The 24,187-nt window shown below is 72.2% G+C and carries 18 protein-coding genes; 8 read left to right on the forward strand and 10 right to left on the reverse strand.

Annotation, left to right across the window (positions count from 1 at the left end; translation table 11 throughout):
• Positions 1 to 104 precede the first annotated feature (104 nt).
• The 3 genes from nirD to CGQ25_RS04950 are packed head-to-tail and all read left to right on the forward strand — an operon-like array spanning position 105 to position 1,266.
• Positions 105 to 491: a nitrite reductase small subunit NirD gene (nirD, locus tag CGQ25_RS04940; protein ID WP_208712077.1), complete on the forward strand. Its 387-nt coding sequence runs from the start codon at positions 105 to 107 to the stop codon at positions 489 to 491.
• Between the two features lie 56 nt (positions 492 to 547).
• Complete coding sequence (locus CGQ25_RS04945) at positions 548 to 757, forward strand: helix-turn-helix domain-containing protein (protein WP_208712078.1); 210 nt, start codon at positions 548 to 550, stop codon at positions 755 to 757.
• A 35-nt stretch (positions 758 to 792) separates the two neighbouring features.
• Positions 793 to 1,266, forward strand: coding sequence for a Clp protease N-terminal domain-containing protein (locus tag CGQ25_RS04950; RefSeq protein WP_208712079.1), 474 nt, complete (start codon positions 793 to 795; stop codon positions 1,264 to 1,266).
• Positions 1,267 to 1,276: 10 nt separating this feature from the next.
• Here CGQ25_RS04950 and CGQ25_RS04955 read toward each other — a convergent pair whose 3' ends face one another.
• Both CGQ25_RS04955 and CGQ25_RS04960 read right to left on the reverse strand, forming a co-directional pair.
• Positions 1,277 to 3,043 (reverse strand): phospho-sugar mutase, encoded by a 1,767-nt coding sequence (locus tag CGQ25_RS04955; RefSeq protein WP_208712080.1) that lies wholly within the window; start codon positions 3,041 to 3,043, stop codon positions 1,277 to 1,279.
• Between the two features lie 25 nt (positions 3,044 to 3,068).
• On the reverse strand, positions 3,069 to 3,884 hold the full coding sequence (locus CGQ25_RS04960) for a purine-nucleoside phosphorylase (RefSeq protein WP_208712081.1): 816 nt from the start codon (positions 3,882 to 3,884) through the stop codon (positions 3,069 to 3,071).
• Between the two features lie 123 nt (positions 3,885 to 4,007).
• Between CGQ25_RS04960 and CGQ25_RS04965 the strand changes: the two genes are divergently transcribed.
• The 4 genes from CGQ25_RS04965 to CGQ25_RS04980 all read left to right on the forward strand — a co-directional run bounded on the left by CGQ25_RS04965 (position 4,008) and on the right by CGQ25_RS04980 (position 8,757).
• Positions 4,008 to 5,432 (forward strand): NAD(P)H-quinone dehydrogenase, encoded by a 1,425-nt coding sequence (locus CGQ25_RS04965; RefSeq protein ID WP_208712082.1) that lies wholly within the window; start codon positions 4,008 to 4,010, stop codon positions 5,430 to 5,432.
• Between the two features lie 595 nt (positions 5,433 to 6,027).
• Positions 6,028 to 6,618: an Ltp family lipoprotein gene (locus tag CGQ25_RS18435; RefSeq protein WP_255405582.1), complete on the forward strand. Its 591-nt coding sequence runs from the start codon at positions 6,028 to 6,030 to the stop codon at positions 6,616 to 6,618.
• Positions 6,619 to 6,840: 222 nt separating this feature from the next.
• On the forward strand, positions 6,841 to 7,329 hold the full coding sequence (locus CGQ25_RS04975; RefSeq protein ID WP_208712083.1) for a hemerythrin domain-containing protein: 489 nt from the start codon (positions 6,841 to 6,843) through the stop codon (positions 7,327 to 7,329).
• A gap of 135 nt (positions 7,330 to 7,464) precedes the next feature.
• The gene (locus tag CGQ25_RS04980) at positions 7,465 to 8,757 is read left to right on the forward strand and encodes a benzoate/H(+) symporter BenE family transporter (RefSeq protein ID WP_208712084.1); all 1,293 of its coding nucleotides are present in this window, start codon (positions 7,465 to 7,467) and stop codon (positions 8,755 to 8,757) included.
• Here CGQ25_RS04980 and CGQ25_RS04985 read toward each other — a convergent pair.
• From CGQ25_RS04985 to CGQ25_RS04995, 3 genes are read right to left on the reverse strand one after another with little or no spacing between them, the layout of a single operon-like run.
• Positions 8,723 to 10,345: an FAD-dependent oxidoreductase gene (locus CGQ25_RS04985; RefSeq protein ID WP_208712085.1), complete on the reverse strand. Its 1,623-nt coding sequence runs from the start codon at positions 10,343 to 10,345 to the stop codon at positions 8,723 to 8,725. The genes CGQ25_RS04980 and CGQ25_RS04985 overlap by 35 nt on opposite strands.
• A 2-nt stretch (positions 10,346 to 10,347) precedes the next feature.
• Positions 10,348 to 12,633: a molybdopterin oxidoreductase family protein gene (locus CGQ25_RS04990; protein ID WP_208712086.1), complete on the reverse strand. Its 2,286-nt coding sequence runs from the start codon at positions 12,631 to 12,633 to the stop codon at positions 10,348 to 10,350.
• Positions 12,634 to 12,637: 4 nt separating this feature from the next.
• Positions 12,638 to 14,029, reverse strand: a complete 1,392-nt coding sequence (locus CGQ25_RS04995) for an MFS transporter (RefSeq protein WP_208712895.1) — start codon at positions 14,027 to 14,029, stop codon at positions 12,638 to 12,640.
• 312 nt (positions 14,030 to 14,341) lie between these two features.
• On the opposite strand from CGQ25_RS04995, the gene CGQ25_RS05000 reads away from it, so the two are divergent.
• On the forward strand, positions 14,342 to 15,748 hold the full coding sequence (locus CGQ25_RS05000) for an MFS transporter (RefSeq protein ID WP_208712087.1): 1,407 nt from the start codon (positions 14,342 to 14,344) through the stop codon (positions 15,746 to 15,748).
• Between the two features lie 166 nt (positions 15,749 to 15,914).
• Here the strand turns inward: CGQ25_RS05000 and CGQ25_RS05005 are convergent, their stop codons facing one another.
• The 5 genes from CGQ25_RS05005 to CGQ25_RS05025 all read right to left on the reverse strand — a co-directional run bounded on the left by CGQ25_RS05005 (position 15,915) and on the right by CGQ25_RS05025 (position 24,078).
• Positions 15,915 to 17,708 (reverse strand): biotin carboxylase N-terminal domain-containing protein, encoded by a 1,794-nt coding sequence (locus CGQ25_RS05005; RefSeq protein WP_255405584.1) that lies wholly within the window; start codon positions 17,706 to 17,708, stop codon positions 15,915 to 15,917.
• A 137-nt stretch (positions 17,709 to 17,845) separates the two neighbouring features.
• Positions 17,846 to 18,535 carry a nucleoside triphosphate pyrophosphatase gene (locus CGQ25_RS05010; RefSeq protein ID WP_208712088.1) on the reverse strand — a complete coding sequence of 230 codons (690 nt, stop codon included), beginning with the start codon at positions 18,533 to 18,535 and terminating at the stop codon, positions 17,846 to 17,848.
• 427 nt (positions 18,536 to 18,962) lie between these two features.
• A complete protein-coding gene (locus tag CGQ25_RS05015; RefSeq protein ID WP_208712089.1) occupies positions 18,963 to 20,636 on the reverse strand; it encodes a helix-turn-helix transcriptional regulator in 1,674 nt (557 codons plus the stop codon).
• A 157-nt stretch (positions 20,637 to 20,793) separates the two neighbouring features.
• Complete coding sequence (locus tag CGQ25_RS05020) at positions 20,794 to 23,412, reverse strand: MMPL family transporter (protein WP_208712090.1); 2,619 nt, start codon at positions 23,410 to 23,412, stop codon at positions 20,794 to 20,796.
• 48 nt (positions 23,413 to 23,460) lie between these two features.
• On the reverse strand, positions 23,461 to 24,078 hold the full coding sequence (locus CGQ25_RS05025; RefSeq protein WP_208712091.1) for a TetR/AcrR family transcriptional regulator: 618 nt from the start codon (positions 24,076 to 24,078) through the stop codon (positions 23,461 to 23,463).
• Positions 24,079 to 24,187: the final 109 nt, after the last annotated feature.

Here is a 24,187-nt window from a genome sequence, read left to right on the forward strand (position 1 = left end):
ACTTCACTGTCACGGGCATGTTTCGCCGGCGGTGAGCCCGGTTTTACGCGGCCGTGACACGGCTTCAACCCGGATGAAACGCCCCCGTCCGTAGCGTTGAGGGCATGACGATCACAGCACCTGCCCCCCTTGATCTCCGCGACGCCGACTTCGGACCGGAGCCCGCCGGCGCTGCCTGGCACAGCGTGTGCAGCCTGCACGACCTCGAGCCCAACTGGGGCGAGGCGGCGCTCGTGGCCGGCCGCCAGGTGGCGCTCTTCCGCCTTCCCACGGACCAGGTCTTCGCCGTCGAGCAGCGCGATCCCGCGACCGAGGCCCACGTCATGGCCCGCGGGATCGTCGGCTCCCGCGGCGAACGCCACACCATCGCCTCGCCGCTGCACAAGCAGGTCTACGATCTCGCGACGGGCGAGCGGCTCGACGCCCCCGGCGCCCCGATCGCTGCGTTCCCGGCGCGCGTGGTGGACGGAATCGTCCAGATCGCGGCCTGAGCCACTCGTGTCAGTCTGGATTGACACAGCTCCTGTGTCAACCTAAACTGACACGTGTGGACGACCAGCAGCTCTCACGCTCCCTCGACTCCGACGATCCCGCAGTGGGCCTGCGCGCGGTCGGCGCGCTGCACCGGCTCGCCGAGGTGACCGAGGCCCGGTATGTCGCACTCGCCCGCGAGCGCGGCTGGACCTGGGAGCAGATCGGGGATGCCCTCGGGGTGTCCCGGCAGTCCGTCCACGTCAAGCACGGCAAGGCCCGCTGACGCGCGCCGAGCCCTGAGACGAAGGGACGGATGGGATGTTCGAACGATTCGCCGCTGCTGCGCGCAGCACCGTCACCGAGGGGATCCTCGAGGCCGAACGCCGCGGAGACCGGCGCATCGGCACCCAGCACCTGCTCCTGGGACTCCTGCACGACCCCGAGAGCGCCTCCGCCCTCGGGACCAGCCTCGCCTCGGCCCGTGCCGCCGACGAGGACCTGGACCGCATGGCACTCGCGGCGGTCGGGGTCGACCCCGGGAAGGCTCCGCTGGCTGGAACCGTGGGGAAGGCCGGCCGGCTGCCCTTTACCTCCGCGGCGAAGGACGTGCTTGCCCGTTCGGCACGGCAGGCGGCCGCCGAGAAGTCCCGCACGATCACCGGGCGGCACCTGGCGCTGGCCCTGCTCGAGGGCGCCGAACCGGACCCCGCCGCGACGCTCCTGTCCCGCCTCGGGGTGGACGCCCGGGCCGTCCGGGACCGCCTGGGCCAACAGGGAAAGCAGGAAGGCTAGGGCGCAGGCCTCAGAGCCCCAGGGCCTCCCGCAGGTCCTCGAGGGCAGCGTCCATCGCCTCGCGGGCGGCCCTCCTCGCCTCGGCGAGCTCGGCCGAGCTGTCCACCGGCCGGATGACCTCGAGGTAGCACTTGAGCTTCGGCTCGGTCCCGCTGGGCCTGACGATCACGCGGGTCGAGTCCCGTGTGGTCCACGAGATCCCCTCCGTGGGCGGGAGGGCCTCGGAGCCGAGCGAGAGGTCCACCGAGGACTCCACCGGAGACTCGGCGAAGGCCGTCGGAGGGTTGTCCCTCAGCCGCGTCATCATCGCGTCGAGGAGCCCGAGGTCCGCCACCCGCACGCTCAGCTGGTCGGTGAGGTGCACGCCGTGGAGCACGTGCAGGGCGTCGAGCCGGTCGAAGAGCGTCTCGCCCTGGGCCTTCGCGTCCGCGGCGAGCTCGGCGACGAGGAGCGCGGCGGAGAGCCCGTCCTTGTCCTTGACCAGCTCCGGCGCGACACAGTAGCCGAGGGCCTCCTCGTACCCGTACACGAGCCCCGGGACGCGGGAGATCCACTTGAAGCCCGTGAGGGTCTCGGCGTGGGCCACCCCGGCGGCCTGGGCGATCCTGCCGAGCAGACGTGAGGAGACGATCGAGTTCGCGAACACCCCGGTGGGCTCGGGGGAGTGCTCGTCGTCGAGGCCGAGGCGGCGCACCACGTGCGCCCCGAGGAGGGCGCCGACCTCGTCCCCGCGCAGCATGCGCCACTCGCCCGTCTCGGGGTCGGGGAGGGCGACGGCGCAGCGGTCGGCGTCCGGGTCGTTCGCGATGACGATGTCGGCCCCGGCCTCGCGCGCGGCCTCGAGCGCGAGGTCCAGGGCGCCCGGCTCCTCCGGGTTCGGGAACGCGACCGTCGGGAACGCAGGATCGGGCTCCGCCTGCGAGCCCACGAGCGAGACGTCATCGAACCCGGCGGCCTTCAGCACGCCCAGGAGCGTCTCGCCGCCCACCCCGTGCAGCGGGGTCAGGACCGCCTTGAGGCGGCGGGACGGGAAGAGGTCCGGCCGCGCGAGGCGCACGACGGCGTCGCGGTAGTCCGCGGCGACGCTCGCCGGGAGCGTGGCCCATCCGTCCTCGGCGAGAGGGATCTCGCCAACAGGCCCGACGGCGGCGATGAGCTCGGCGATCTCGGCGTCGATGGGGGCGACGATCTGGGCGCCGCGGCCGGCCTCCTCGACGGCCCGCCCGCCGAGGTACACCTTGTACCCGTTGTCCTGGGGCGGATTGTGGCTCGCGGTGACCATGACGGCGCCGTCGCAGTCCAGCGCCCGGAGCGCGTACGCGAGGACGGGCGTCGGGAGCGGGGACGGGAGGAGGCTCGTCTCGATCCCGGCCGCGGTGAACACGGCAGCCGTGTCGCGGGCGAACACATCGGAGTTGGTGCGCGCGTCGTAGCCGACCACGGCGCGCGGCGCCGCGCCCGACTCCGGCGAGCCGGCGCCGTCGTGCGCTGCGACCCGGCGGCGCAGGAACTCGGCGAAGCCGGCCGCGGCGCGGCGGACCGTCACGCGGTTCATGCGGTTCGGCCCGGGGCCGAGGGCCGCGCGCAGCCCGGCGGTGCCGAACTGGAGGGTCCCGCAGAAGGCGTCGGAGAGCTCCTGCAGGGCGGCTGGCTGGCCCTCGGCAGCCTGGGCCACCGTGAGGCGGAGCTGGGCTGCGGTGTCGGGGTCGGGGTCGGCGGCGGCCCAGGCCTCGGCGCGCGGCCGGAGCTCATCGAGTGTGGCGGGGGAGATGCTCATCGGGTGGTGTCCTTCTCGAAGACTCTCAGATCGCTGCGATCACGTCGGCCAGCAGGCGGGAGATGCGCGGCCCCGCGGCCCGGCCCGCCGCGAGGACCTCCTCGTGGCTCAGCGGCTCAGGGCTGATGCCGGCAGCGAGGTTCGTCACGAGCGAGATGCCGAAGACCTCCAGGCCAGCGTGCCGGGCGGCGATCGCCTCGAGCGCCGTGGACATGCCGATGAGGTCGCCGCCGATCCGCTTCGCGTACTGCACCTCGGCGGGCGTCTCGTAGTGCGGGCCGGGGAACTGGACGTACACACCCTCGGTCAGGCTCGGGTCCACCGACTTCGCGACCGCGCGGAGACGGGCGGAGTAGAGGTCGGTCAGGTCCACGAAGGTCGGGCCCTCGAGCGGGGACGTGGCGGTGAGGTTGATGTGGTCGCTGATGAGCACCGGAGTGCCGGGCGCCCATGCCGGGTTGAGGCCGCCGCACCCGTTCGTGAGGACCACGACCCTGCAGCCGGCCGCCGCTGCGGTCCGGACGCCGTGGACCACAGCGCGCACGCCCCGGCCCTCGTAGTAATGGGTCCTGGCCCCCAGGACGAGCGCCCGCTTGCCGTCCGCGGCGCGCACCGAGCGGATCGTGCCCACGTGGCCCTCGACCGCAGGCGCCGAGAAGCCCGGCACTTCGTGGGCGGGGAGCGTGGCCGTGGTCTCGCCGATGAGGTCCGCGGCGCCGCCCCAGCCCGAGCCGAGGACCAGGGCGATGTCGTGCTGGGCGACGCCCGTGGCGCTGGCGATGTGGTCGGCGGCGGCCTGCGCGAGCGCGAAGGGCTCGGCGGACTGAGCGGTTGTCGTCACAGATAGAACCTACCAACCTGCATCCCCTGTGGCACGCGCCGCAGTGTGCCGTGCAGCACACCACGCCGCTGAGTGGCGCCCGCGATGGCATGGGTGCACGCAGGGAAGGCAGAATGGTACTCCGTGACGATGAACCCTGATTTCGCGGCCCCCCATATCGCAATCCTGGGCGGCGGCCCCGGCGGCTACGAAGCCGCCTCGGTCGCGGCGTCGCTCGGCGCCCAGGTCACGATCGTGGAGCGCGCCGGGCTCGGCGGCTCCGCCGTGCTGACCGACGTGGTGCCCTCCAAGACCCTCATCGCGACCTCCGACCTCATGACCCGCGTCGAGGAGGCGGCCGCCGCCCTCGGCCTGCGCTTCGACACGGACAACGGCGCGCCCCTCACCCGCTCGGCGCTCCGGGCGGACCTGAAGGTGGTCAACGACCGGCTCCTCGGCCTGGCCCGCCAGCAGTCGGCGGACATCCGGGCCGGGCTCGAGGGCCAGGGCGTGCGGGTCGTCCTGGGCTCGGGCAGTCTCGTGGACCCCCACACCATCGAGGCCCTGACCGCCGACGGCACCGAGCGCATCGTGGCGGACGCCGTCATCGTCGCCGTCGGCGCCCACCCCCGCGAGCTCCCGACCGCGCGGCCCGACGGCGAGCGGATCCTCAACTGGGCGCAGATCTACAGTCTGGACGAGCTTCCCGATGAGCTCATCGTCGTGGGGTCCGGCGTGACGGGCGCCGAGTTCGCCTCCGCCTACAACGGCCTCGGCTCGAAGGTCACGCTCATCTCCTCGCGCGACCGCGTGCTCCCCGGCTCCGACACGGACGCCGCGGAACTGCTCGAGAAGGTCTTCGAGCGCCGCGGCGTGCGGGTCCTGTCCCGCTCGCGTGCGGAGTCGGTCGAGCGCACGGGCGACGGCGTCGCCGTGACCCTCGGCGACGGCACGAAGGTGACCGGATCGCACTGCCTCCTGTGCGTCGGCTCGATCCCCAACACGGACGGCATCGGCCTGAAGGAGGCCGGCGTGGCGCTCACCGAGAGCGGGCACATCAAGGTCGACGGCGTCTCCCGCACCTCGGTGCCCAGCGTCTACGCCGCGGGCGACTGCACGGGCGTGCTCGCGCTCGCCTCGGTCGCGGCCATGCAGGGCCGCATCGCCGTGGCGCACATCCTCGGCGACCAGGTCACTCCGCTCAACCTCGACCACGTCGCCTCGAATATCTTCACCTCGCCCGAGATCGCGTCGGTGGGCGCCACCGAGGCGGACGTGGCCGCTGGGAGGATCGCGGGCGACGTCGTGACCCTGCGCCTGAAGAGCAACGCGCGGGCCAAGATGCGCAACACGACCGACGGGTTCGTCAAGATCATCTCCCGCAAGGGGTCCGGGACGGTGATCGGCGCCGTCGTGATGGGCTCCAACGCCTCCGAGCTGATCTTCGGCCTCGCCATGGCCGTGGAGCAGAAGCTCCACGTCGACGACGTCGCCAACACCTACGCCGTCTACCCGTCGCTGTCCGGCTCGCTCGCGGAGGCCGCGCGGCGCCTGCACGTGCACATGTAGGGCCTGCCGAAGTTGTGAGCTCACAGCACACACAAGCCCAGTGGAGGGCTAACGAGCATCCGGAGCACTGGAGACGTTGATTTGCGCAGAGGCCCGGGGGCGCGGCGGCGATCGAGCGAGCGGCCAAACGCAGCGACCGACGCGAGTAGAGCCGTGAGGAGGCACCCTCAGGGCCGCACGCGGACACCGTCAACGCTGCCAGGATGCGATGCGGCCGTCAGAGCCGGCATGGGGCACTTTGAGGCCCGGGCCTGACCGCTCGACGGAGGCCCCGTGGAGGGCCGTGCAGCGCTGGATTCGGCGCACCCAGCCATCGAGGCCCTCGACAGCGGCACATCCAGGACCGGGTCCACCCGTCGCCAATTCGCGCGGCCCACGCCGGCGTCGAACCCCGCGGTTCGCAAGAGGAACTTGCGAGCCGCCGCGAGCCTCAAAGTGCGACGGAGAGCAATGGCTAAGACCCTAACTAAGACTTTCCTGTGTATGCGGGGTGGAGGATACTTGCATCACCAGCGCGAAGAAAGCCGCCGCCCAATGGGTGGCGGCTTTGTGCTGGGGACCGTTACAAGCACAAATAGAATTGGGGGAGTCACTCGTGAGTACCTGCAATTCCCAGTTGGGCCGGCACTGGCAGCAAACAAGGCCCCAGGGCCAGCAGCCGCAGAAGCCGAAGCGCCCATTCTGGAAGAAGAAGCGGTTCATCCTCCCGACATCCGTCGTCACCGCCATCCTCGCCATCGCCGGCTGCGGCGGTGGCAGCAGCTCGGGCAGCTCGGTCGACACCACCTCCGCCTCATCGGCGGCGCCAGCGCCGTCGACGGCAGCCGCCCCGGTGGCCCCTCCGGCGGCACCTCCACCGCCGCCTCCGGCGCCGAAGGTCCCCGCCGAGTACCAGTCCGCGCTGAAGCAGGCCGAGTCCTACTCGAACATGATGCACATGAGCAAGCAGGGCATCTACGACCAGCTCACATCCCCGTACGGTGGGAAGTTCGCGCCCGAAGCCGCCCAGTACGCGGTGGATAACCTGAAGGCAGACTACAACGCCAACGCCCTGGCTTCGGCCAAGAGCTACCAGGAGACGATGAATATGTCCCCGGTGGCTATCTACGACCAGCTTGTCAGCCCGTACGGCGGAAAGTTCACCGCCGCAGAGGCGCAGTACGCTGTGGACCACCTCGGAGGGTAAAGGCCGATAACAAAAGCCCTCCCGGCAACGGGAGGGGGTTTTGTGTTCCATGAGTCTTCGACTTGTTCAACCGACAGGAGTTCGAGCGTGCTCTAGCCCGGACCGGTACAGACGGCTGATGGCAAACATGCCCGAACTCCCGGGTTTCAGGGCCATCGGCCGGGCAGGAGCACGGGCCCTTGGCCCCTTGAGCCGCCGGTGGCGGGGTTCGATGATGGGCCCATGGGACACGGGCACGCAGACCACGAACTTCATTCCGACGACGAGGCGCTGGCCGCGATCGAGCACCACCACGCGCACATGCTCGAGCGGGTGACGGCCCTCGCCGAGGCGATCGTCGCCGCCGTGGAGGCCGGCGACGTCGGCACCGCGCACGACGAGAAGGCCAACCTGGTCGAATGGTGCGAGGACGAGCTGATCCCGCACGCCGTCGCCGAGGAGGGGCCGCTCTACGGCGGCGCTGGACGGACGGACAAGGGGCACCTGCTCGTCGAGGGCATGCTCCAGGACCACCAGGCGATCATCGGGCTCGTCGAGGAGCTCAGGGCGGCCGAGGGCGCCCGGGCGGCCGCGGTCGGGTTCGCCATCGCCCGTGCGTTCCAGCTGCACCTGCGCAAGGAGAACGGGCTCCTCTTCCCGTACATCGCCGCGCACCCCGACCTCTCGCTCGCCGAGTCGGTGCGCGGGCTCGAGGAGATCGTCGGCTCCTGACGCGCCCTCCTGAGGAGGCGCCACCTGATCTGTCGGCTCCCCACGAGCGGGTTCCTGCCGATTGAGACGCCGGACGAATCAGCTCATATCCGCGCTTTCCGCTACCGTGGCCCCCGTCACAGCGAAGGGGCGGCGATGAGCAGCACGGCACAGCAGAGGGCACAGCGGACCGGCACGGCAGGGCAGGAGCAATCGGCGGAGGCCAGGAACCGGCCCGCCGAGCGCCTCGGCATCCTGCGGGCCACGTCCTTCTCGGCCATCGCGGCGGGGTTCATCGCCGTCGCCGTCTCCTACGCGGGCCCCATGGTCGTGGTCCTGCAAGCCGCCCAGGCCGCCCACCTCAGCGCCGAGCTCACGACGTCGTGGGTCAGCGTGATCGCGATCGCCAGCGGCATCACGTGCGTGGTCCTGAGCCTCATCACGCGCCAGCCGGTCGTCGTGGCCTGGTCGGTCCCCGGGGCCGCCCTGCTGCTGACCGCGCTCGGCCAGTACTCGTACAGCGACGCCCTCGGGGCCTACCTCGTCGCGGCCGGGCTTGCCGTCGTGCTCGGGGTGACGGGGCTCTTCGGCAGGATCATGGACGCCGTCCCCAAGCCGGTCGTCGCGGCGGTCCTGGCCGGAGTCCTGCTGCCGTTCGTGCTCAAGGCGAGCGCCGCCGTCGTGCAGGCGCCCGTGGTGGGCGGGGGCCTGGTCCTGGCGTTCCTCCTCGGGCGTCGGTTCACCCCGCGGTACGCGGTCCTCGTGGCGCTCGCGGCCGGGGTGGGGCTCGCGGCCGCAACCGGCGGCCTGACAGCGCCCACCCTCGCGTGGGAGTTCGCGGGCCCCGTCTGGACCACGCCGACCTTCGGCCTGCCGGCCATCATGGGAATCTCGGTGCCCCTGCTCGTCGTCACCATGGCCGGGCAGAACGCGCCGGGACTCGCCATGATGCGCCAGCTCGGCTACACCGCCGGCGACCGCCTCATGGTGGGCGGGGCGTCGGTCGCCTGGCTCGTGTCGGTGCCGTTCGGCGGGCACGGGATCAACCTGGCTGCCATCACCGCCGGCATCTGCGCCGGCCGCGACGCCCACCACGACCCTGCCCGCCGTTACATCGCCGGGATCTCGTGCGGCGCCTTCTACATCCTCTTCGGCCTCTTTAGCACCCCGGCGGTCGCGCTCGTCGCCGCCGTCCCGGCCACGCTGCTGACCGTGCTGGCAGGCGTCGCGCTGCTCGCGGCGACCCAGGGCGCGATCGTCGACTCGGTGAGGCACGACGCCGCCTCGCCGCACGCCGTCGAGGCCGCCGTCATCACCCTGGCCGTGACCGCGTCCGGGGTGAATGCCTTCGGGGTCGTGTCGGCATTCTGGGGACTCCTCGCCGGCGCGGCGGCCTATGCGCTCCTCGGCCTGCTCAGGCCGCCACGGCCGCGAAGTGCCGCTCGATGAGGTCCCGCACGCCATCCCGGCAGCCGCCGCAGCCCGTTCCGGCGCGCGTGGCCTTCGAGACGTCCTCGACGGTCGAGCACCCGTCCGCGACGGCTGTGGCCACCTCGCCCTGCGTCACGCCGGCGCAGCGGCACAGCGTCGACTCGGGGCCGCCAAGGGCACCGGTGGGGGAGAGCGCGGCCTCGGGCCCGTCCAGGCGCAGGATCACCGAGCGGTCGGCCGGCAGCTCGGCGCCCGACTCGAACAGGAGCGTCAGCTCGGCGGCTGCGCGTGGCATCCCCAGCGCGACGAACCCGGCCAGGACGCCGCCCCGCGTGGCCATCTTGACGTAGCCCCCGTGCTCGGGGTCGGCCCACAGGGAGACCTGCAGCGGAGCCCCCCCGTGCGCTGGGCAGTCGCCGCCGTCGAGGGTGAACGCGTCCCACGGGTCGGCCATGACGTCCCCGGCGACGGCGAGGTTGATGCCGCGGGCCTTGAGCAGGATCACGCCCGGCTTCTCCGCCGCGAGCGGGGCCGGCTCGGCGTCGGCGAGGAGCTCGTGGCGGAAGCGCGCCGCGAGCCAGTCTGCCTGCCGCCAGCCCGGGGCGATGAGGCCGCTCGGGACACCGGCGCGCCCGTCCGCGGCGCACTCCGCGCACAGCGGATCGGCGCAGCGCACCTGGGCGCAGTCGCCGATCGCGAAGACGTGCTCCGTGTGGTGGGCGCGCAGCCCGTGGTCCACGAGGATGCCCGCCTCGACGGCGAGGCCCCCTCCCTCCGCAATCTCACGCCGCGGCCGCGCCCCGCACGCGAGCAGGAGCAGGTCGCCGTCGACCGCAGAGCCGTCCTCGAGCAGGAGCGCCCGGAAGGCGCCGTCGTGCCCGGTCTCGATGCCCGTGGAGCGCGCGTTCCCGGCGATCCGCACGCCCTGGCGGCGCAGTGCGGCAGCGAGCGTCGCGCCCCCGGCGCGGTCGATGGACCGCCCCAGCGGTCGGTCGCCGTGGTGGACCACCGTGACGGTCGCGCCCTCCTCGCTCGCCGCGAGCGCGGCCTCCAGACCGAGAACGCCCCCGCCGAGCACGACGATGCGGCGCCGCCCGGCCACTGCTTCGCCCAGCCGGGCGGCGTCGGCCAGGTCGCGCAGGGCGGTGACGCCCGGTGGCAGGACGGGGTGGAGAGGGTCCGGGTTGATGCCGGTCAAGTTGGGCACGACGGCGCGGGCACCTGTCGCGAGGACGACGCGGTCATAGGGCAGAGTCGTGCCGTCGGCGAGGACCACGCGGCGTCGTGCGCGGTCGAGGCGCGCAGCGCGCGTCCCGGTGAGCACACGCACGCCGTCCGCGGCGAGCTCATCCGCGTCGGCGAGGCTCATCGCGTCCAGGCGAGTCCGCCCGACCCCGAGGTCTGCAACGAGAACCCGGTTGTACGCGGCCTGCTGCTCCTCGCCCACCACGGTGAGCTCTACGGCGCCGGCCGCCGCGGCCGGGCGGAGCCCGTCGACGAAGCGCGCCGCGACCGGGCCGAAGCCCACGACGACGATCCGCGGCCGGGCTTCTCCTGGAGCGGTCCTGCTCTCGGGCTGCTGGGGCTGCTGGGCCGGGGCAGTCATGGTCACTGCTCCTCTCGGTGGGAGGGGACGGCGGAGGCGAGGAGGGGCTGCCCCGCGACGGCTGGGTCGACGACCGCGGGTTCGACGACAACACGCGTCGTCTTGAACTCGGGCATCCCCGAGATCGGGTCAGTGCCCTGCTCGGTCACCCGGTTCGCCGCCGCGAGGCCCGGGAAGTGGAACGGAAGGAAGACGGTGTCCGGGCGGATGTCCGCTGTCAGCTCGGCACGCGCCAGCACCGCCGGTTCGGGCCTCGCGCTGGGCCCGGGAAGGCCGTCGCCGGCGGCCACGACGACGGCGCGCTCTCGGAGGACGCGCACCCACGCGCCGTCGGCAATCCCGAGCCGGGCGGCGGCCGCTGGGTGCAGGGAGAGCCGCACCTCGGGCTGGGCCGCGGCCAGGGCGCCGACGCGGCGGGTCTGCGCCCCGGACTGGTAGTGCTCGAGGAGGCGCCCGGTCGCGAGCGTGAAGGCGCCCGCGGTCGGGGCCGCCGGCAGGGGAGCGGGGGCCCGGACGGCGACCAGGCGTGCGCGTCCGTCCGGGTGTGCGAAGCGCTCGGCGAAGAGCCGCGGCGTCCCGGCGTGCGGCGGGGCCCCCGGGGCGGCCTCGGGGCAGGGCCAGTGCAGGGCCTCGCCGGCGTCGAGGCGCGCGTAGGTGATGCCGGAGTAGTCGGCGAGCCCTCCCGCAGAGGCCAGGCGGAGCTCCTCGAAGACCGTCTCGGGGTCGTCGGGAAAGCTCGACGGCGCGTCCAGCAGCGCCGCGAGCCGGTTCATGATCCACAGTTCGCTGCGTGCGCCGGCGGGCGGATCCACGGCGCGACGGCGCCGCAGCACGCGGCCCTCGAGGTTGGTCATGGTGCCCTCTTCCTCGGCCCACTGGAGCACGGGGAGGACGAGGTCCGCCTCGCGGGCCGTCTCCGAGAGGAAGAAGTCGCACACCACGAGGAAGTCCAGTGCCCCCAGCCCCTCGCGCACCGCGGTGACATCGGGCGCCGACACCACGACGTTGGCCCCGTGCACGAACAGGCAGCGCACGCCGCCCGGCTTCTCCGGGGACGCCGGCCTGCCCAGGGAGGCCAGAAGCTCGACGGCGGGCACCCCAGGCCCGGGAATGGCGGCCTCGGGAACGCTCCAGACGTGGGCGACGTGGGCGCGGGCGGCCGGGTCGGTGATCTTGCGGTAGCCGGGGAGCTGGTCCGACTTCTGGCCGTGCTCTCGCCCGCCCTGGCCGTTGCCCTGCCCGGTGAGGGTGCCGTAGCCCCCGCGCGCCGAGCCGGGGAGGCCCAGGAGCAGCGCGAGGTTGATCGCGGCGGTCACGGTGTCCGTGCCGTCGGCGTGCTGCTCGATGCCGCGGCCGGTGAGGATGTAGCACGAGCCCGTCCGCGCGGAGCGGGCGAGCCGTCCCGCCGTCTCCCGCAGGAGGGTGGCCGGCACCCCGGTGGCGGCCTGGACGCGCTCGGGCCACCAGGGGGCCACCGAGCGGATGAGTGCGCCGAGGCCCTCGGTACGCTCGGCAACATAGGAGCGGTCGAGGAGGCCGTCGTTGAGGACGATGTGCGCCAGGCCCAGCAGGAGGATGAGGTCAGTGTGCGGGGCGGGTGCGAGGTGCGTGCCAGCGCCGTCGGCCGTGAGCGCGGCCGTGGCCGAGCGGCGGGGGTCCACGACGATGAGACCGCCCGCGGCGCGGGCGCCCGCGAGGTGCTGCACGAACGGCGGCATGGTCTCGGCGACGTTCGAGCCGAGGAGCAGGATCGTGTCCGCTGCGCCGAGGTCCTCCACCGGGAACGGCAGGCCCCGGTCGACGCCGAAGGCCCGGTTCCCCGCGGCCGCTGCGGAGGACATGCAGAACCGGCCGTTGTAGTCGATGCGCGAGGTGCCAAGGGCGAGCCGGGCGAACTTGCCGAGCAGGTACGCCTTCTCATTCGTGAGGCCCCCGCCGCCGAAGACGCCCACCGCGTCCGGTCCGTGTGCCGCCTGGGCCTTCCGCACCTCTGCTGCCGCCCGCTCGAGGGCCACGTCCCACGAGACGGGGCGGAGCTCGCCGTCGTCCCCGCGCAGGAGCGGCTCGGTGAGGCGTTCCGGGTGCGTGAGGAGCTCGGCGGCGGTCCAGCCCTTGCGGCAGAGGCCGCGGCGGTTGGTGGGAAAGTCGCGCCCGGCGACCTCGAGCGACGGGCCGCTCGCCCCCGCGGGGCCACTCGCCCCCGACGCGGCGGGGCCGAGCGACATCGCGCACTGGAGCGCGCAGTACGGGCAGTGGGTGGCGGTGGGCGTCTGGGTGCGTGGGGTCATGGAGTCAGGCCTTGGTGGTGGCGACCAGGCTGCCCTTGCGGAGGTAGCAGAAGGCCGTCACGGCGAGCATGAGGACGTACGCGGCCACGAAGCCGAAGAACGCGGGCACGTAGGAGCCGGTCGCCGAGCTGGACGCCCCCAGCACCTGCGGGATGAAGAAGCCGCCGTAGGCGCCGATCGCGGAGATCAGGCCCAGGGCCGCGGCGGCGAGCTTCGCGGTCTGCGCCGGGGCCGCGCCGGAGCGGGCGGCCCGGCTGGAGGTGCTGAAGATGACGGGGATCATGCGGTAGGTCGCGCCGTTGCCGAAGCCGCTGGCCGTGAAGAGGGCCAGAAACAGGACGAGGAAGAGCCAGAAGCTCTTCAGCGGCAGGGTGACGATGACCAGGAGCGTCATGACCGCCATGGCCGCGAACGCGGCGACGGCCATGCGGGCCCCGCCGAACCGGTCGGCGAGCCTGCCGCCGTAGGGGCGGGCGAGGGAGCCCACGAGCGGGCCGAGGAACGCGAGAGAGAGCGCGGCGGCGCCGACGGCGAAGGACGAGTACGCGGGGAAGAAGTCCTTGATGAGCTTCGGGAAGACCCCGGAGAAGCCGATGAAGGAGCCGAACGTGCCGATGTAGAGGAAGGCCATGATCCACAGGTGCGGCTCCTTGAGCGCCGCGACCGAGCCGGCCAGGTCGCCCTTGGCGCTGGCGAGGTTGTCCATGTTGCGGTACGCGCCGACGGCGGCGACGAGGATCAGCGGGACCCAGAGGAGCCCGGCGACGCCAAGCCCCGCCCCGGCGGAGACCACCGACGCGGTGAGGCTCACCGCGATAGGAACGACGAGCTGGGCCACGGCGGCGCCCAGGTTGCCCCCGGCGGCGTTGAGCCCGAGGGCCCAGCCCTTCTCACGGGCGGGGTAGAAGAAGGTGATGTTGGCCATCGAGCTGGCGAAGTTGCCGCCGCCGAACCCGGCGAGGGCCGCTACGGCCAGCAGCACCGGGAACGGGGTGGCCGGATTGGAGACGCACACCGCCAGCCCGATCGAGGGGATGAGCAGGAGCATCGCCGAGACGATCGTCCAGTTGCGGCCGCCGAACTTCGGGACCATGAAGGTGTAGGGGATGCGCAGGGTCGCGCCCACGAGGCTCGGCATCGACAGGAGCCAGAACGTCTCGGACGTGCTCAGCTGGAAGCCCGCGCCCGGGAGCTGCACCACGACGATCGACCACAGCTGCCAGACCACGAAGCCGAGGAACTCCGCGAAGATGGACCAGCGGAGGTTCCGGCCGGCGATTGCCTTGCCCTCGGACTCCCACTGCTGGGTGTCCTCCGGGTTCCAGTGCTCGATCCAGCGGCCCTTGCGCGTGTCGAGGCGGAGGCCCTCCCCGGTGGGGCGCGGCGACGTGCGGATGGTCGACGATGCCGGCGGGGTCTGGGGTTCAGTGCTCACGGTTCCTCCTGGAGGGGGACGGGATCTGGGATTGGTTCCACGCTAGAAATCCCGCGTTTCGCCCGTGGGCGTCAGCTGTAAACACGCTGTGACATCTGGCTCTCGCCGGTGCAGGCGAGGCCGTGAGCGGCGGGGGAGCGACCGCCGTCGTGCGCTTCCCGTCTCACATAGTGAACTCGATGTCCGATGTTCGGACTACCAAGGCGTAGGATGCCCTGTACTCAAATCCCGGACCGGATGTCAATCCACGGTCCAGCATGTGAAAGCGAAACCATGTCCACCTCTTCAGCGGTGACGGAGCCCTCAGCCGGCAAGGCGGCGAATACGAGGGGCCGAGTCATCTTCTCGAGCCTCATCGGCACGACGATCGAGTTCTTCGACTTCTACGCCTACGCCACGGCCTCGGTCCTCGTGTTCCCGAAGCTCTTCTTCCCGAACTCCTCCGACATCAACGCGATCCTGTCCTCGTTCGCGATCTTCGGGGTCGCCTTCGTGGCGCGGCCGGTCGGCTCGGTCCTGTTCGGCCACTTCGGCGACAAGCTGGGCCGCAAGGGCACCCTCGTGGCATCCCTGCTCACCATGGGCCTCGCGACGTTCTTCATCGGCCTCCTCCCGCCGGCCACGACGTCCGGCTGGATCGTGCTCGCGCCGCTGCTCCTCGTGCTGCTCCGCTTCGCCCAGGGCCTCGCGCTCGGCGGCGAATGGTCCGGCGCGGCGCTTCTCGCGACCGAGAACGCGCCCGCCAACAAGCGCGCCGTGTGGGGGACCTTCCCGCAGCTGGGCGCCCCGATCGGCTTCATCCTCGCCAACGTGCTGTTCGTGGTCCTGGACCTGTTCCTCGACGACAAGCAGTTCATGGACTTCGGCTGGCGCATCCCGTTCCTCGCGAGCATCATCATGGTCGCGATCGGCCTGTACGTGCGCCTCAAGCTCGTTGAGAGCGTCTCGTTCCAGAAGGTCGTCAAGGAGGAGAAGGTCGCGAAGGTCCCGATCGCCGCGACGTTCAAGCACCACTGGCGCGCGGTCATCGCGGGCACGTTCATCATGCTCGCGACCTACGTGCTCTTCTACCTGACCACGAGCTTCACCCTCACGTACGGCACCGCGACCGACAAGGTCGAGGTCGCCAGGGCCGCCGCCGAGAAGGCCGGAAAGGCCTTCGACCCGTCCACGTTCGTGCCCGGCCTCGGGATCGACCGCAGCGAGTTCCTGTGGATGCTGATCCTCGGCGTCGTGTTCTTCGGGGTCTTCACGGTGCTCTCCGGCCCGCTCGCCGAGAAGTACGGCCGCCGGAAGTTCCTCATCTGGGTCACCGTCGGCATCCTGCTGTTCGGCCTCACCTGGGGCCTGATGTTCGGCCCGGGCAAGGGCGCGGCCATGGTGGGCCTCATCTTCGGCTTCACGCTCATGGGCCTCACGTTCGGACCGATGGCCGCGATCCTGCCCGAGCTGTTCCCGGCGAACGTGCGCTACACGGGCTCTGCGGTCGCCTACAACCTCTCGTCCGTCCTGGGCGCGGCCCCGGCGTCGTTCGTCGCGATCGCCCTGTGGCAGTTCGGCAAGGGCAACACCGTCTGGGTGGGCGTCTACCTCGCCATCTCGGCTGTCCTAACCCTCGTCGCGCTCTGGCTGACCAAGGAGACCAAGGACAAGGACTTCGAGGAGAACGTCTCGGCGTAGGGACAAGGAACCTCGGTCTAGGGAAATGACCCCTCATCCTCCTTCTGGGTGAGGGGTCATGTCCCTACCGGAGCTCCCCAACAGCAAAGAGGTGGCTCCTCGACGGGAATCCCGTCGAGGAGCCACCTCTTTCGCGTCTGCGGGGCACATCTGCCCCGTCGGCGGCTCAGTCCTCGATCGTGGCGATGAGCGCGCCCGCCGAGACCGTCTGGCCCGCCTGGGCCGTCAGCCCGCGGACCGTGCCCGCCCGGTGCGCGGTGAGCGGCTGCTCCATCTTCATGGCCTCGAGCACGACGACGAGATCGCCCTCGGCGACCACGTCGCCGTCGGCCACGGCGACCTTCACGATCGTGCCCTGCATCGGGGCGGTCAGGGCGTCGCCGCCGGCCGCGGCAGCGGACGAGCCGGCGCCGCGCGCGCCGCGGACCTTCTTCTTGGCCTTGGCAGGCTTGCCCGCGCCGAGCGAGAGCCCCGCCGGGATCGTCACCTCGAGCCGCTTGCCGCCCACCTCGACGACGACGCTCTGCCGCTCGCCGGCGTCGTCCGCCTCGGCCCCGGCGCCCGCAGCCGCCGGGTACGGCGGAATGGTGTTGTCGAACTCTGTCTCGATCCAGCGCGTGTGGATGCTGAACGGGCCCTCTTCAGGTGCAAACGCCGGGTCGCGCACGACGGCGGCGTGGAACGGCACCACGGTGGGCATGCCGGTGATGACGAGCTCGTCGAGGGCACGGCGCGCGCGCTGGAGCGCCTGGGTGCGGCTCGAGCCGGACACGATGAGCTTGGCGAGCATCGAGTCGAAGTTGCCGGAGATGACGTCCCCGGCCACGACCCCGGAGTCCACGCGCACGCCGGGCCCGGTCGGATAGGTCAGCGTCTCGACCGTGCCGGGCGCGGGCATGAAGCCGCGGCCGGCGTCCTCGCCGTTGATGCGGAACTCGAAGGAGTGGCCGCGGATCTCCGGGTCGTCGTAGCCGAGCTCCTCGCCGCGGGCGAGGCGGAACTGCTCGCGCACGAGGTCAATCCCCGTGACCTCCTCGGACACGCAGTGCTCCACCTGGAGGCGCGTGTTGACTTCGAGGAAGCTGATCGTGCCGTCCTGCCCCACGAGGAACTCGCACGTCCCCGCCCCGAGGTACCCGGCCTCCTTCAGGATGGCCTTGGACGCCTCGTACAGGCGCTTGGTCTGCTCCTCGGAGAGGAACGGCGCCGGCGCCTCCTCGACGAGCTTCTGGTTGCGGCGCTGGAGCGAGCAGTCGCGCGTCGAGACGACGACGACGTTGCCCGCCGCGTCCGCCAGGCACTGGGTCTCGACGTGGCGGGGCGCGTCGAGGAAGCGCTCGATGAAGCACTCCCCGCGGCCGAACGCCGCGGTGGCCTCGCGCACGGCCGACTCGAACAGCTCGGGGATCTCGTCCATGGTCCGGGCGACCTTGATCCCGCGGCCGCCGCCGCCGTACGCGGCCTTGATCGCCACGGGCAGGCCGTACTCCTGGGCGAACGCGAGGACCTCGTCCGCCGAGGCGACGGGGTCCGCGGTGCCGGGCACGAGCGGCGCTCCGACCTTCTCCGCGATGTGCCGGGCCCGGACCTTGTCGCCGAGCGCCGCGATGGCCTCCGGCGAGGGCCCGATCCAGGTCAGGCCCGCGTCGATGACCTTCTGCGCGAACTCGGCGTTCTCGGAGAGGAAGCCGTAGCCGGGGTGGACCGCGTCGGCGCCGGAGGCGCGGGCGGCGTCCAGGATCTTGTCCATGACGAGGTACGACTCGGCGGCGCTCGTGCCGCCCAGGGCGAAGGCCTCGTCCGCGAGCCGGACGTGGAGCGCGTCGCGGTCCGGCTCGGCGTAGACGGCGACCGAGCCGATGCCCTCGTCGCGGGCTGCGCGGATGACGCGGACGGCGATCTCGCCTCGGTTGGCGATGAGCACCTTCGTGAGGGGCCTGCTGGCGGCAATGGGGGACAAGGCTACTCCGTTCTGTACTGCCGGAAGCCTAGCGCTCCTTTGGTGGAATCGCCCATATCAGTGCGGTATTCGGCGGCTCGGCCGAGGATCCTTTGTAGGTCTCCTACAAATGGCCCGTCGCACTGGAGGGGCAGGCCTCAGCGCACGACGGCGGCGGCCCACCAGTCCGTGAGCCTCACCCCGGCCGCGGCGAGGAGCGCGCGCAGCGCCGAGACCGACAGGCCCACGACGGCGTGGGGGTCGCCGTCGACGCGCGCCAGGAAGGCGCCGCCGAGCCCGTCAATGGTGAACGATCCCGCGCAGTGGAGCGGCTCGCCCGTGGCGACGTACGCCTCGATCTCCGCCGCGCTCATCTGGGTGAACTCGACCCCCGCGGAGGCGAGCGCCCCGCGGCCCGGCGAGGGGGCGGCGTCGTGCGTGCCGTCGGCGGGGGAGTGGTGCGAGGCGCGGCAGTCGACGAGCCAGTGCCCGGTGTGGAGGACGCCGGCGCGGCCGCTCATGGCGGCGAGCCGTTCGCGGGCCACCTCGGGGGTGTACGGCTTGCCGAGGGCCTGGCCGTCGAGCTCGAAGACGGAGTCGCAGCCCAGCACGAGAGTCCCCGCAGCGGCGGGGAGGGCAGCGACGGCCTCGGCCTTCGCCCGGGCCAGGAGCAGCGCGGTCTCCCCCGGCGATGCGTCAGGATGTCCGGACGCGACGGCGTTCTCGTCCACGTCCGAGACGAGGATCCGATGGGGGACGCCTGCTTCCTCGAGCAGCTTCGTCCGTGCGGGCGACTTGGATGCGAGGACGAGGGTGGGCGGGGTGAGCGGCGCTGCGTGGAGGGTCACGGCGCCAGCCTAGTCCCGGCGCTCGGGGCGCTGTCCATGCCAGCGGACGCGCGGGGAGCACATCCGCAGGCGCCCGCCGGGCGGATGAGGCTTCGCGGCGCCGTGTGAACCTGACGTACCAGACGAGCATGAACGCCATCGTGACCACGTAGAACCCGTGCAGCGCCCAGATCGGCCCGGCGGGCAGGCTCAGGACATAGAGGGTGTGGATCCCGTTGGCCACGTTGGCCAGGACGAGATTCGCCAGGCTGTACGAGGCGAGGTTCCGCGTCCGGGCGGCCTTGACCAGCATCGGCGCGTTGCTGGCCGCGAAGAGCGCCGTGGAGACTGTTCCGGCGAGGACCGCTGCTTCCATGCCTCGACGGTACGCGGGGCGCCCCGCCCCCGAATCGGCACCGCGGCCCATTGTTGCCGCCAGGGGCACTGGCTATTTCTGCCCAGGTGCCACGAGGCCCGTCCGGAAGGCCTGGGCTGCGGCGGCGGTGCGGGACGGCACTCCGAGCTTGGCGAGGATGCTGCCCACGTGGTGCGCAACGGTGCGCTCGCTGAGGAACAGCTGCGACGCGATGGACTGGTTGGACAGGCCCGCGCAGACGAGCTGGAGGACGTCGAGCTCGCGCGCGCTCAGGGGCGCGTCCGACGGCGGCGGGGCGGGCGGCGTCGTCGGCCCGCCTGAGGCACGGGTCGGCCCGCCGTCGGCCGGCAGTCCGTCCAGGGCCGGCCGCGCGCCGAGCTCGGCGAGGATGTCCCTCGCGAGCGCCAGCCCGAGGCGGGCCGGAGCCGAGTCCGAGAGGGCAAGGCAGGCACGGGCCTTGAGGACGAGGCACCGGGCGACCTCGTACGGAACGCCGAGCTCGGACCACAGCGACCAGGCCCGGTCGGCGGCGTCGAGCGCCTCGACGTTGCGACCCTGGCTGGCGAGGACCCTGGCAGCGGCTGCGGCCTCGAGGGCCCGGGTCCACGGCGTCCCGTGCTGCTCGGCGAGCCGCGAGAGCTCCTCCCAGGCTGCCGCGGCCGCGTCCTCGTCGCCGGCCGCCAGCTCGACCTCGACCGTCGCCGCCAGCAGCTGGCGCCGGTAGGCGCCGTCGTCCCTCAGGGTCGAGCGACGCAGCAGCGACTGGGCCTCGGCGGGGCGCCCCTGGTCCAGCCGGAGCAGGGCCAGGCCGGGCAGGGGGTCCCAGCCGCAGCGGAGGGCCTCGGCGTAGCCCCGGTCCGCCTCGACGTACCGTCCGCGCAGGCGGAGGACCTCCGCCTCCTCGTAGAACGAGCTGAACCCCGCGCTGAAGTCGCCCGCGCGGAACTTCTCCTGCGCCTCGTGCGCGGCGCGGACCGCGTCGTCCCACGCCCCGTGGAGGCGGAAGAGCTCGGCCCGGTGGGCGTCGCACTTCCCGCTGAACTCCACGAGGGGTCCCTCCGCCATCCGCCATGCATCCAGCGCAGCGGTCCATTCGCGGGCGCGGGGCAGGTCGAAGGCCAGGTGGCAGCACTCGATCGCGTGGCAGTAGACGATCCCCGCGGCGACCGGACCGGTGGCCCCTGACCCGATGATCGCGATGGCCTCGTCGAGGAGTCCGAGGGCTTCGTCGAACCCGCCCGAGCGGACGAGCGAGAAGGCGAGGCCCACTTCGGCGATCGAGATGACCTCGGGGTTCCCGAGTGGCCTCGCGATCTTCAGCGCGCGGCGGAAGAGGGCCTCGGCCTGGGCCTGGTCGCCCCTGAACTCCAGGGCGAAAGCGCCGGGCGTGAGGGCGAGGGCGTGCTCGGGGGTTGGACCCGGAAGCTCGTCGAGGAGCCGCTGGGACCGCGCGGCCCAGCCCATGCACTGGGCGGGCTGGGCGCGGATCAGGAGGTAGAACGCGAGCCAGATGCCCACCCGGGCCGCCGCCCGCGTATCCCCGGCGCGCTCGTACTCGTCGTGGGTCCTGGCCAGGGCCGCAATCGTCTCGGCGGTGCGGCCGAGCATCCAGTAGCTCGTCGCCAGCCTCTCGACGTCGGGCGGGTCGAGGGGAGCGCGCCCGTCGGTGGCCACCAGCTCCTGCACAGCGACATCCCAGTGCCGCCCGGCGAAAGCCTCGCGGGCGGTGTCCACGGAGCCGGCCATCGCGGCACCTCCTCGGGTCCAGTACCGCTTCGGGCGCCGTCTCAAGCGCCGAGGGCGGGCATCCCGCACACGGAAGGTGCGCCGGGATGCCCGCCCTGCTGCCGTCAGGATAGACCTGCGGCAGGTCAGCCTCAATGCCTCTGATCAGCGCCCGCGCTCACCGGCCCACGGGCTCCGGTTCCCCGGCCGCGCTGGGGCGGGCGGCCGACGTCGTGCGCTCCAGCTTGGCGCCCTCGATGTCGAGGTCGGGCAGCAGCCGGTCGAGCCAGCGGGGGAGCCACCAGGCGCCCCCGCCCAGCAGGCGCATCACGGCGGGCACGAGGGTCATGCGGACCACGAAGGCGTCCAGCAGCACGCCGAGGGCGAGTCCGAAGCCGAGGGGCCGGACCATCGTCAGGTGGCTGAAGATGAAGCCCGCGAACACGCTGACCATGATGATCGCGGCCGCCGTGATGACCCGGGCGGCGTGGTGGAAGCCGGTCCGGACCGCCAGATGCGCCTCCTGCCCGTGGGCGTAGGACTCGCGCATGCCCGAGGTGATGAACACCTGGTAGTCCATCGCGAGGCCGAACAGGATGCCGATCAGCAGGATCGGCAGGAAGCTCAGGATCGCTCCGGGATGCGTCACGTCGAAGACCGGCCCGAGCCAGCCCCACTGGTACACCGCGACGATCGACCCGAAGGCGGCCCCGAGCGTGAGGAGGAACCCTCCCGTGGCCAGGAGCGGGACGAGGAGCGAGCGGAACACGAGCAGGAGCAGGACGAAGGACAGCCCGACGACGATCGTCAGGTAGGGCGGGAGGGCGTCGGCGAGCTTCGCCGAGATGTCCACGTTCGCCGCCGTCTGGCCCGTGAGGCCGATCGTCACCCCGGTCTGGGACTGGATGTCGGAGCCCTTCGCGCGGAGGTCGTGCACCACCTGGACGGTGCTCGCGCTCGCCGGCCCGTCGGTCGGGATGACCTGGAAGACGGCGGTGCGCCGGTCCTCGCTCAGGGTCGCCGGCACGGCGGCGACGACGCCGTCCACGGAGCGGAGCTGGTCGGCCACGTCGTACTGCTTGGCCTTCGCCGCGTTCGCGTCCAGGCCCGCGGGAAGCTCGCCGACCACGATGATGGGGCCGGTCATGCCCGCGCCGAAGTACCGGCCGGTGGCGTCGTAGGCCTTGTACGCGGTCGATTCGACGGGCTCCGACCCGCCGTCCGGCAGCGCCAGGCGCAGGGAGGCCGCGGGGACGGCGAGCACGCCGAGCAGCGCCACGGACGCGACGAGGGACAGCCAGGGGTGCCGGGTGACCCAGGCGCCCCATCCGCGGTTGGACGCGGCGAGGTCCTCGCGTTCCTCTTCCAGTTCGTGGCCCGCGCGCGCGTTCTCCTCATCGGCCCGGGCCCAGCGGCGCTTCGAGATGATCCGACGCCCCGCGAAGCCGAGCACTGCCGGCAGCAGCGTGATGGCCACGAGGACCGCGACCGCGACGGTGGCAGCGGCGGACAGGCCCATGACAGCCAGGAACGGAAGGCCCGGGACCACGAGCGCGGCCAGGGCGATGACCACCGTGAGGCCAGCGAACACGACGGCGTTGCCCGAGGTGCCGGTCGCGAGTGCCACGGACTCCCGCGGGTCCATGCCGCGCAGGAGCTGGTTCCGGTGGCGGTTGACGATGAAGAGCGAGTAGTCGATCCCCACCGCGAGGCCCAGCATGAGGCCCAGCATCGGGGTCACAGAGCTCATCTGGACGACGCCCGTGAGGGCGAACGTGCCGCCCACGCCGACCGCGACGCCGGCCAGTGCCATCAGGAGCGGCAGGCCTGCGGCGATCAGGGTGCCGAGCATGACGACCAGGACGACCGCAGCGACGGCGACGCCGATCGCCTCGGACGCGCCGAAGATCGAGGAGATGTCCTGCGTGAGCTCCTTGCTCGCGTGCGCCTCGACGTCGGGAACCTCGTTGGCGATGCGCTGGATGTCACTGCGCAGCGAGGCGGGCAGTCCGTCGGTGGCTCCGGTGAACTGGATCGAGGCGATCGCGGCCTTGCCGTCGCTCGAGACGAAGCGGATGTCCTTCGCCGCGTCGGCCTGCCGTGTGGCGAGGGCGAGGTCGGCCTTGGCCTGGGCGATCTTCGCGGCGCCCTGGTCGGCCTGGGTACGGCCGGCGTCGTACTGGGTCTGGCCTGCCGCCAGCTGTGCACGTCCGGCGTCGAGCTGCGCCTGGGCTGCGGCGGTGGCCTGGGCGATCGCTGCCTCCGGGAGGCCCTGCGCGGCGAGTGCCTTCTTCTGGGCGTCGAGCTGGGCCTGACCGGCGTCGAGCTGGGCGCGGTTCGCGTCGAGCTGGGCCTTCGCGGCGGTCAGCTGCGGCTCGCCCGCGGCGAGCTTGGCCTCGTTCGACGCGAGCTCCTGGTTGCCGGCGGCGATCTGGGCGGCGGCGCCGTCGAGCTGCGCCTGGGTGGTGAAGGGGTCGGTGACGTTGCGGACGCCGTCGAGGCCCTTGATCTCGTTCAGCTTCGCACTGAGTGCCTGCTTCTGAGCGTCGGTGAACGCGGCGCTGGGCGACTCGAACACGATCGACGCGCTGCCGCCGGAAGCTGAGGGCAGGTCTGCCTTGAGCTTGTCCGCCATGCGCTGGGTCTCGGTGCCCGGGATCTGGAAGTTGTTGGTCATCTGGCCGTGGAACGCGGCCGCGGAGCCGCCGACGGCGGCGACGATCACGAGCCAGACGGCGAGGACGAGCCAGCGGCGGTCATAGGCGAACCTGCCGAGGCGGTAGAGGAGGGTAGCCATGGGGAGCCTTCTGCGGGTGAGTGGGCGGGACGGGGCGGGAGTGCTGTCTCAGGGCGCGGCGAAGCCGGCTTGAAGGTGCGTGATGGAGTCGGTGAGGAGCTCGCGGAGCCGGGCGAGGGACGACGGCGTGAGCTCGCCGCCTCGCTCGGCCATCCACACCTCGAGGGACGTCTTGCCGCAGGCGATGACGCACCCGGCGAGGGCGCGCACGTACAGCTCCGGCAGGCCGGAGCCGCCGGTGCGCTCGCGGATGGCGGCTGCGATCTTCTCGCCGCACTCGTCGAAGGCCTGGAGCTGGAAGCGTGTGACGGGGTCGTGGCCGCTCGCGACGATGAACGACTGGGCCATCGGCGCGATGAGCTCGTTGTCGGCGAGGCCGGTCAGCACATGGAGGGCCGACTCGAGGAGGGGCTCGCCGGCCGGCCGGTCGCTCAGCTTGCCGAGGGCGGCGTCGAGGAACCCGAATGTGGGGGCCGCGAGGGCCTCCTCGAGGCTGCCGAAGTAGTTGAAGAAGGTCCGGCGGGAGACGCCGGCCGCCTCGGCGAGCTCTTCGATGGTGAATCCCCCGATGCCCCGCGACGAGGCGAGGTCGAGGCCGGCGGCGATGATCGATTCCCGGGTCGCGGCCTTGTTCAGTTCGCGGCGGGAAGAGGCTTCGGCAGTCACATGATTACACTACGTGCAAGTTTGCACGGAGAGCAAGTTTGCACTCCGCGCAGTGCTGAGTTTGAGGGGTCATGTCCCTGCGAGGAGCGGTCGTATTTCCTCGCCCGCG

It is taken from the genome of Sinomonas sp. R1AF57, assembly GCF_002224485.1.
GTDB classification, from domain to species: Bacteria; Actinomycetota; Actinomycetes; order Actinomycetales; family Micrococcaceae; genus Sinomonas; species Sinomonas flava.